Source organism: Micromonospora sp. ATLC20, assembly GCF_057196585.1.
The window spans coordinates 1-8174 of the sequence record NZ_JBXUOV010000222.1; the positions used below are offsets into that span (position 1 = coordinate 1).

Annotated in this window: 10 protein-coding genes; 6 read left to right on the top strand and 4 right to left on the bottom strand. The window is 74.2% G+C overall.

Annotation, left to right across the window (positions count from 1 at the left end):
• The first annotated feature begins 164 nt into the window (after positions 1-164).
• The 4 genes from AC2CHG_RS28030 to AC2CHG_RS28045 are packed head-to-tail and all read left to right on the top strand — an operon-like array spanning position 165 to position 3169.
• On the top strand, positions 165-1166 hold the full coding sequence (locus tag AC2CHG_RS28030; RefSeq protein WP_091418084.1) for a hypothetical protein: 1002 nt from the start codon (positions 165-167) through the stop codon (positions 1164-1166).
• The gene (locus AC2CHG_RS28035) at positions 1163-1816 is read left to right on the top strand and encodes a sulfurtransferase TusA family protein (RefSeq protein ID WP_262011642.1); all 654 of its coding nucleotides are present in this window, start codon (positions 1163-1165) and stop codon (positions 1814-1816) included. Before AC2CHG_RS28030 ends, AC2CHG_RS28035 begins: the two co-directional genes overlap by 4 nt.
• Before the next feature lie 15 nt (positions 1817-1831).
• Positions 1832-2734: an inositol monophosphatase family protein gene (locus tag AC2CHG_RS28040; RefSeq protein ID WP_463839553.1), complete on the top strand. Its 903-nt coding sequence runs from the start codon at positions 1832-1834 to the stop codon at positions 2732-2734.
• Positions 2735-2758: 24 nt separating this feature from the next.
• A complete protein-coding gene (locus AC2CHG_RS28045; protein ID WP_484525922.1) occupies positions 2759-3169 on the top strand; it encodes a VOC family protein in 411 nt (136 codons plus the stop codon).
• Between the two features lie 14 nt (positions 3170-3183).
• On the opposite strand, the gene AC2CHG_RS28050 is transcribed toward AC2CHG_RS28045, so the two are convergent.
• On the bottom strand, positions 3184-3960 hold the full coding sequence (locus AC2CHG_RS28050) for an SDR family oxidoreductase (protein WP_484525923.1): 777 nt from the start codon (positions 3958-3960) through the stop codon (positions 3184-3186).
• A gap of 140 nt (positions 3961-4100) precedes the next feature.
• Between AC2CHG_RS28050 and sigJ the strand changes: the two genes are divergently transcribed.
• Entirely contained in the window at positions 4101-4967 is an 867-nt protein-coding gene (gene sigJ, locus AC2CHG_RS28055; RefSeq protein WP_484525924.1) for an RNA polymerase sigma factor SigJ, read from the top strand.
• 58 nt (positions 4968-5025) lie between these two features.
• Here the strand turns inward: sigJ and AC2CHG_RS28060 are convergent, their stop codons facing one another.
• The 3 genes from AC2CHG_RS28060 to AC2CHG_RS28070 are packed head-to-tail and all read right to left on the bottom strand — an operon-like array spanning position 5026 to position 7547.
• Complete coding sequence (locus AC2CHG_RS28060) at positions 5026-5925, bottom strand: GNAT family N-acetyltransferase (RefSeq protein ID WP_355508822.1); 900 nt, start codon at positions 5923-5925, stop codon at positions 5026-5028.
• A 55-nt stretch (positions 5926-5980) separates the two neighbouring features.
• Complete coding sequence (locus AC2CHG_RS28065; RefSeq protein ID WP_262011636.1) at positions 5981-6304, bottom strand: nuclear transport factor 2 family protein; 324 nt, start codon at positions 6302-6304, stop codon at positions 5981-5983.
• A 10-nt stretch (positions 6305-6314) separates the two neighbouring features.
• The gene (locus tag AC2CHG_RS28070; protein WP_484525925.1) at positions 6315-7547 is read right to left on the bottom strand and encodes an ArsB/NhaD family transporter; all 1233 of its coding nucleotides are present in this window, start codon (positions 7545-7547) and stop codon (positions 6315-6317) included.
• Positions 7548-7655: 108 nt separating this feature from the next.
• On the opposite strand from AC2CHG_RS28070, the gene AC2CHG_RS28075 reads away from it, so the two are divergent.
• On the top strand, positions 7656-8174 hold a 519-nt coding region (locus AC2CHG_RS28075), incomplete at its 3' end, for a toll/interleukin-1 receptor domain-containing protein (protein ID WP_484525926.1).

Consider the following 8174-nt stretch of genomic DNA (forward strand, 5'->3'; position numbering starts at 1 on the left):
GTGGGTGGCCTCGCGCCGGCTGGCCCGCGCCGCGCCCGGCCTGGGCGGTTCGCTGATCTGCGCCGCCCGCCGGCAGGGCGGACCGCCACCGGCCCGAAACAGGGTGTGATGGCGACATTGACAGCGGGCTATCATGGAGGTTCCGTCGTCGACCGGGGGATGTCATGACGCGCCTGCTCGCCTGGGTCGTGACCAATCTCGACGCGTTCATCGGCCTCGTCCTGGCGCTCACGGTGTCCGTGCTCGGCCTCACCAACGCGGTCGACCAGGAGGTCGTCAACAGCGCGATCCTGCTGGTCCTGGGCCTGCTCGCACAGGCGATGCTGCGCGACCGGCTGCGCCGGCGCACCACCGAGCGGGAGGTCCGCCAGGTCATCTCGGACACCCGCGACCGGCTGACCGACCTGGTGCCGCAGATGCAGGAGATCACCGGCCCGGAGGGCGCGCTGAACCGGGCCCGCGAGGCCATCGACAGCGTCTCCATGGTGCGCGTGCTGCACGGCAGCGAGGTCGGCCAGGCGCTCGCCGAGGCGCGGCGGCACACCGACCAGTGGAGCTTCAAGGGCGGCACCGGCACCTTCCTGCGCGCGGTCACGCTGCCGGACTGCCTCGAGCACGCCCGGCGGCGCAACGCCACACTCACCGTCGCGATCGAGATCATCGACCCGACCGACGAGGAGGTCTGCGAGCGGTACGCGCGGTTCCGGCGCAGCCTCGACCCGGACGCGCCGGGCGAACCGTGGACCGTCGACCGCACCCGCAAGGAGTCGTACGCGACGGTGCTGGCCGCCTGCTGGCACCTGCAGCGCTCCGGCCTGCTCACCGTCGACGTGCGGCTCTCCGCGCAGATGACCACGTTCCGCTACGACCTCTCCTCCTCCTGTGTCGTCATCACCCAGGAGAACCCGCAGACGCCCGCGCTGCGCATCGACCGCGGCGAGGTCTACTACAACCGTTTCAACATCGAGCTGGACTACAGCCGCCGGCAGAGCCGGCGCGTGCCGATCGAGGCGGCGGCCCAGGTCAAGCTCGACGACGAGCCGTCGGTCGAGCAGGTACGGCGGTTGTTCACCGCCCTCGGCCTGACGCTGCCCCGGTCCTTCGGCGACCGTGAGGTCGCCGACATCATCGGCAAGGCCGTCCAGGCGAGGAATCCCTACTCATGACCAGTTACGCCGACCTCGAACGGGAGATCGACCGGGGCACCCGGCCGGAGATGCTGCGCGGCTGGGTGCTGGACGTGCTCGGCGACGTCGCCGAGGGGCGTCGGCCGTTGCGCGCGGTCCGGCATCCGCTCGGCTTCACCTGCCTGCCGGTGGAACGCGACGGCCCGGACGGCATCTGCGTGCACGCCTGGCCGGCGGACCCGCCGCCGGTGCGCCCGACCACGTCCACCATGCACTCGCACAGCTGGGATCTGCTGAGCCACGTGCTGCACGGCACCGTCCGCAACGAGCTGATCGAGGTCGACGACGCGCCGGCCGACCCGGCCTGGCGGATCTACGAGGTGCACAGCCTCGGCGAGGTGGACGAGATGGCCGCGACCGACCGGCTGGTCACCGCGATGACCGCGACGGTGGAGACGCACTCCGCAGGCGACTCGTACGCGCTGCGCGCCGGCGGCTTCCACACCTCGGAGGTCGACGCCGGTGAGCCGGCGGTGACAGTGGCGCTCGGCCGGACCACTCCCGGCGCGTGCGACCTGAGCCTCGGCGCGGTGGACGGGCGCAGCCACCGGGTACGCCGGGACCGCTGCGACGCGGCGGAGACCGCGCGGATGGCGCGGGAGATCGCGCGACTTGTGGCACGGGGCTGACTGGCTGGAGGAGCCATGGACGTGGAGCCGAGCAGAGGCGGGCCCGACCTGCGCGACGCGCACCGGTTCGCGGTGGAGGCCGCGCAGGCGGCGGGCCGACTGCTGCGCCGGGGCACCCGGGGGGAGGTGCACGCCCGGGCCAAGAACGACACCGGTGACCTGGTGACCGACCTCGACCTGGCCGCCGAACGGCTGATCGTCGACCGGATCCGGGCCCGCTGGCCGGAGCACGGCGTGATCGCCGAGGAGGGCGGCGAGTACGCCCCGGACACCGCCTGGGCGTGGCTCGTCGACCCGCTCGACGGCACAAACAACGTGGCGATCGGGCTGCCCGCGTACGTGGTCGGGATCGCCCTGTGCGACAACGGCTCGCCGGTGCTCGGCGTGGTGCACGACCCGGTCGCCGGCCGTACCTGGTCGGCGGTGCGCGGCCGGGGCGCGTTCGTGCACGCGTCCGGCCCGGCCGCGCGGGCGCTGCGCGCCGCGCAGCGCCCGGTGCCGTCCGCGCCGGTGCTGGCCTGGACCCAGGGGCACGAGGTACGCCGGGACGACAGCACCGCCCGGGCGCTGAAGGTGGTGCTGGACACCAGCGCGCGCCGGGTGCTGCAACTGTGGGCGCCGCTGCTGTCCTGGGTGATGCTGGCCCGCGGCGACATCGACGGCATCGTCGGCTACCGCCCCGAGGCGGTCGACCTGCCGGCCGGGATGCTGCTCGCCGTCGAGGCCGGCATGGCGGTCCGCGCGCTCGACGGCGGCACGTTCGACGACAGGTACGGCTGCCCGGCGGACCGGCGCAGCTTCGTGGCCGGGCCACCGGAGACCATCGACCGGCTGGTCAAGCTGGTCACCGCGGCACAGTGGATCGAGCCGCAGGTGCGCCGCCTCACCCCGGTCGGCCTCGGTTCGGTGGGCTGGTGAGCCGGGTCGGCTAGCCTCGGCCGGATGGCCGCCAGACAACTCAAGCTCGGGCTCCGGGTGCGTGACCTGGACCGTTCCCACCGGCTCTACCTGCGACTCGGCTTCAAGGAGATCCCACAGACCGAGCAGGCGAACCTGCGCTACCTGACGTTCGGCCACACCTGGCTGATCCTGTCCGACCTGCACCGCCACGGGCACCACGACGCGCAGCGGGAACGCGAGGTCAAGGCGGGGCCGCCCGGGCTCGGAGTCGTGCTCACCGTGCCCACCGCCGACCTGGACGCCACGTACGCGCTGTGGCGCGACGAAGGGCTGCCGGTGACGCTGGAGCCGGAGGACGTGGGCTGGGCGCGGATCTTCTACGGGCTCGACCCGGACGGATACGAGGTCATGTTCGAGCAGTTCCATCCCGTCACGCGTGCCGCCGACGCCTGACGTGCCGCGGTGCGTCAGGTGACCGGCCGCGACGGCGCCCGCTCGGCCAGGAACTCGGCCCAGGTCCGCACGCCTCTCACCGCACCGGGCCGGGCGAGGTTCGCGCCGTCCCGGTACGCGCGGCCGGCTCGCCCGGGGATGCGTACCGGCAGCCGGGCCCGGCGCTTCCCGGTGGCGGTCAGGTAGCCGGTCAGCAGCTCGCCGACGCCGTGGGTGTCCGGACCGGCCAGGTCCGGCACCAGCCCGGCCGGTGCGCCCAGCGTCAGCTCGGCCAGCCGGGCCGCCACCTCGGCGGCGTCGACAGGCTGCAACCGCAGCCCGCCCGGCACCGGCACCACGGGCAGCCGGGCCATCGCCGTCAGCATGGTCAGCACCAGGTCGTGCACCTGCGCGGCGCGCAACACCGTCCACGGGACGCCGGAGTCCGTCACCGCGCGCTCGGCGTCGAGCTTGGACCGGATCCAGGCCAGCGGCACCCGGTCGGCGCCGGTCACCGAGATGTGCACCAGGTGCGCCACACCAGCCCCGTGCGCGGCACGGGCCAGGTGTGCGGTGGCGCGGTCGTCGCCCTTCGCGCCGCCGGCCAGGTGCAGCACCGTGGACACCCCGCGCAGGGCGGGGCCGAGGTCGGCGCCGCCGAGCAGGTCGGCGGTCACATGGGTGACGCCGTCGCCGGACCGCCCGCCGCGCCGGCTGAGCACCCGCACGGGGTGCCCGGCGGCGCGCAGCAGCGGCACGACGTGCCGGCCGATCGTGCCGGTGCCGCCGGTGACCAGGATCTGTCTGTTCATCGTGTCGCCTTCCGTCGCCTGTGCTGCCACCTCGACCCGCGTCGCACCGCCGGCGTGACAGATGTGACGGCCGTCACCTCCGGTCACATCGACGGGGTCCGGCGGGGTCGAGACGGTGTGCGGGAGGGGAGGCTCAGGTGATGGACACCGGGCTGGCGGAACGGTTCGAGCGGGAGCGGCCGAGGCTGCGCGCGGTGGCGTACCGGCTGCTCGGGTCGCTCACCGACGCCGAGGACGCGGTGCAGGAGACCTGGCTGCGGTTGTCCCGTACCGACCCGGCCATCGTGGACAACCTGGACGCCTGGCTCACCACTGTGGTCGCCCGGGTCAGCCTCAACACGCTGCGGTCCCGCGCCGCCCGCCGGGAGGACCCCCTCGACGTACGCCTGCCCGACCCGGTGGTGGACACCGGCGCCGACGACCCGGCGCACGCCGCGGTGCTCGCCGACTCGGTGGGCCTGGCGCTGCTCGTGGTGCTGGACACGCTGACCCCGGCCGAGCGGCTCGCGTTCGTGCTGCACGACATGTTCGGCGTGCCGTTCGACGAGATCGGCCTGCTCGTCGACCGCTCACCGGCGGCGGCCCGGCAGCTCGCCAGCCGGGCCCGCCGCCGGGTACGCGGACAGGCGCCCACCCCCGATCCCGACCTGGCCCGGCAGCGGGCGGTGGTGGACGCCTTCCTCGCCGCCGCCCGCGACGGTGACCTCGGCGCGCTGATCGCGGTGCTGCACCCGGATGTGGTGCTGCGCTCCGACGCCGGGACCGCCCGCGCCCGCCACACGGTCGTGCTCTCCGGCGCGACGACCGTGGCGGCGCAGGCGACCACGTTCGGCCGGCTCTTCCCGCACGCCCGGCCGGTGCTCGTCAACGGCGCCGCCGGGGTGCTGGTGAGCGCCGGGGACCGGCCGCTGTCGGTGATGGCGTTCACCGTCACCGGCGGCCGGATCGCGGCGGTGGACGTGATCGCCGACCCGCACCGGCTGGCCGCGCTCGGCCTCGCCGGCTGACCGTGCTCGGTCTGCGCGGCTGACCCGGAACCGCGTCGGTCGACCAGACCAGGTGGGCTCAGTCGACCAGCACCAGGTTGGCCATGTCGACCACCGGCCGGAAACCGAGCCGGGCGTAGAGCCGGTTCGACACCGGGTTGGCCTGGTCGGTGAACAGGCACACCCGCGCGCCCTCGGCGGTGAGCAGCCGGCTGACCTCGGCGACGGCGTTTCCGGCCCAGCCGCGCCCGCGCTGCTCGGGTGGCGTGTAGACCGGGCCGACGCGGGCCACGCCGAACGACGTCGGGTTGGCGGCGGTCAGGTGTACCGGAGCACCCGACTCGTCGGTCCAGAACCACACCCGGCCGTCCCGGATCCGGTGCAGCAGCTCGGCGTGGTCGGGCGTCTCGTGGGCGCTCGTCCCGCGCGGGCGGCCCGCCTGCTCGTCGGCGTCGGCCGAAAACGCGCCGAACCACGCGGCGACCAGGTCGACGTCGTCGACGGTGGCGCTCCGCAGCGCGCCGGGCACCGGTGCGGGCGGGATGGGCTGGTCGAGCACGTGCAGCCGGGTGTGCTGGGCCACCGCGACCCGCCCGCCGTCGAGGCGTGCGACCTCGTCGGCGCAGGCGCGCGCGGCGGGCAGCGCGCCGTTCACCGCGCGGATTCGCTCGCCGCGCCGGTGCCACGCCCCGGCCAGCGCCACGGCTGCTTCCCGCGGCATCGGCAGCAGGAACGGCGGTCGCGGCGGGAACGGCGCGGTACGCATCGCGGCGCCCACCACCGCCCCGGAGCCGTCCCGCACCACCAGCCACCAGTCGTCCTCGGGCAGCGCGACGCCCTCGGCGCGGCGGGCCACCATCCGGTGCGTGACGCTGGCGACGACGGTGCCGACCACCGGATCGGCGGCCAGGTAGGCCCCGGCGGCGGCGAGAAACTCGCCCGGGTCGGTGCAGAAGTGCAGCGTGGGCGCGGCGGTCATGTGGGCACGGTAGCCACCGGCCGGGATCGGGCCGTACCGGTTTTCCCGCCCCGGCTCAGGGGGCGATGCGCAGCCGACGGATGCGGGTGTCGTCGTACTCCTCGAACCGGAACCGCAGCCCGGCGAACGGGCTGCCGGGGAAGTCGCCGCTGATCGTGGCCGTCACCACGATCCCGGCCGGCGTCTGCTCCACGTCGGTGATCTCGTACGACACCAGCGGCGTGCCGCTGCGCCAGGCGCGGATCTCGTCGATGCCGCGGTGGGTGCGTCCCTCGTCCTCGACCACCGCGTCGTCGGCGAACAGCGCGAGGTAGGGCTCCTTGTCGGCCTGGCCGGCGAGCGCGAAGTAGCGGCGGACGATCTCGGGCGCGTTGCTCATGGTCGCGATGCTAGGCGCCGGGACCGACAAGAAGCGCCGTGACGGTGGCGGTGGTGGCGAGCACGGCGAGCGCGGCGCTGGTGACCACGAACCGGCCCAGTGGCACGGCGACCCCGGCGGCCCGGCAGCGCTCGTACCAGATCAGTGTGGCCAGCGACGCCCACGGCGTGGCCAGCGGGCCCACGTTCGTGCCGATCAGCAGCGCCAGCAACTGGGTGTGCCGGTCGGCTGCGATCACCGCCTCGCCGGCCAGGTACGCGGGCAGGTTGTTCACCGCGTTGCTGAACAGCGCGCCGACCGCGCCCGCCCGCAGCGCCCCCTCCGCGCCCGGGTCGGTGCCGATCAGCGTGCCCATCACCGTGTCCAGGCCGTGCCGGCCGATGGTCTGCACCACCAGGAACAACCCGGTCACGAACACCAGCAGCCGCCACGGCACCAGCGCGGGCCGCAGCCGGTGCCGGGCCCGCACCGCGAAACCGGCGACCAGGATCGCGGCGGCCACCCCCGAGGCGATGCCGATCTCCACCCCGGCGAGGATCCCGGCGACGAACAGCAGGCAGGCGGCGAGCGCGGTGCGGTAGAGCACCCGGTCCGGCGGCACGTACGGCGGCGGCGGGACGAACGGGTCGGCCCCGGCGCGCGCCGGACGCCAGTACCACCACCACAGCAGCAGCGCGGTCACCGCGACGGCTACCAGCTGCGGCCACCACATCCGGGCCGCCCACGGCACCGGGTCCAGGTCGACCCGGTCGCTGGCCAGGATGTTCGTCAGGTTGGACACCGGCAGCAGCAGGCTCGCCGTGTTCGCCAGCCACACGGTGGTCATCGCCAGCGGCGTCGGCGGCACGTTCAGCGCCCGGGCCAGCGCGATCATCACCGGCGTGAGCAGCACCGCCGTGGTGTCCAGGTTGAGCGCGATGGTGGTCACCGAGGCGAAACCGACGCAGAGCCAGAACAGGGCCCGGAAACTGCCCCGCGCGGTCACCGCCACCCGGGTCGCGAGCGCGTCGAACACCCCGGCCACGGCGGTCAGCTCGGCCAGCACCACGACCGTGCCGAGGAAGATCAGGATCGGGATGATCCGGCGCATCGTGCCCTCGGCGTCGGCGCGGGGCAGCAGCCCGGTGAGCACGAACACCACGCCGAGCACGGCCAGCCCGATCGCGATCCAGTCCAGCACGTGCAGGCGGCCCCAGCGGGAGCGGTCGGGCACGGCGTTCGGCGGATCGCCGGGGGTCTCCACGAGGGATGATCCTCCCACACGCCGGTGCGGACGCAGGAGCCCGACGCGGTCGCGAACCGGGCTGCCGAGGGTGTCGATCTGTTGACCGTCGGTGGCCATAATGACCATGTGGTTGTAGGCGCGCACCCCACCCGGTCCGACCGACCCATCGATTTCTTCATCAGCTACTCACCGGCCGACGAACGCTGGGCCACGTGGCTGGCGTGGGAGTTCGAGGCGGCCGGCTATCGCACGCTGCTGCAGGCGTGGGACTTCGTCGCCGGCACCAACTTCATCGACTTCATGGACCGTGGCGTCCGTGAGGCCGAGGTGGTCGTGGCGGTGCTGTCCGAGCGCTACCTGCACTCCACGTACGGCAAGCTGGAGTGGCAGGCCGCGCTGCGCGCCGACCCGGACGGCACCGGCAACAAGCTCGTCACGGTACGCGTCGAGGACTGCCCGATCGACGGCCTGCTCGCCACCATCACCTATGTGGACCTGGTCGGCGTCGACGACCCGGCGCAGGCCCGCAACCGGGTGCTCGACCGCATCCGGGAGGCGCTCGACGGCCGCGCCAAGCCGATGCGGCAGCCGGCGTTCCCGCACCACCCGGCCGACCCGCACGGGGTGCTCGCCGCGCCGGCCGCC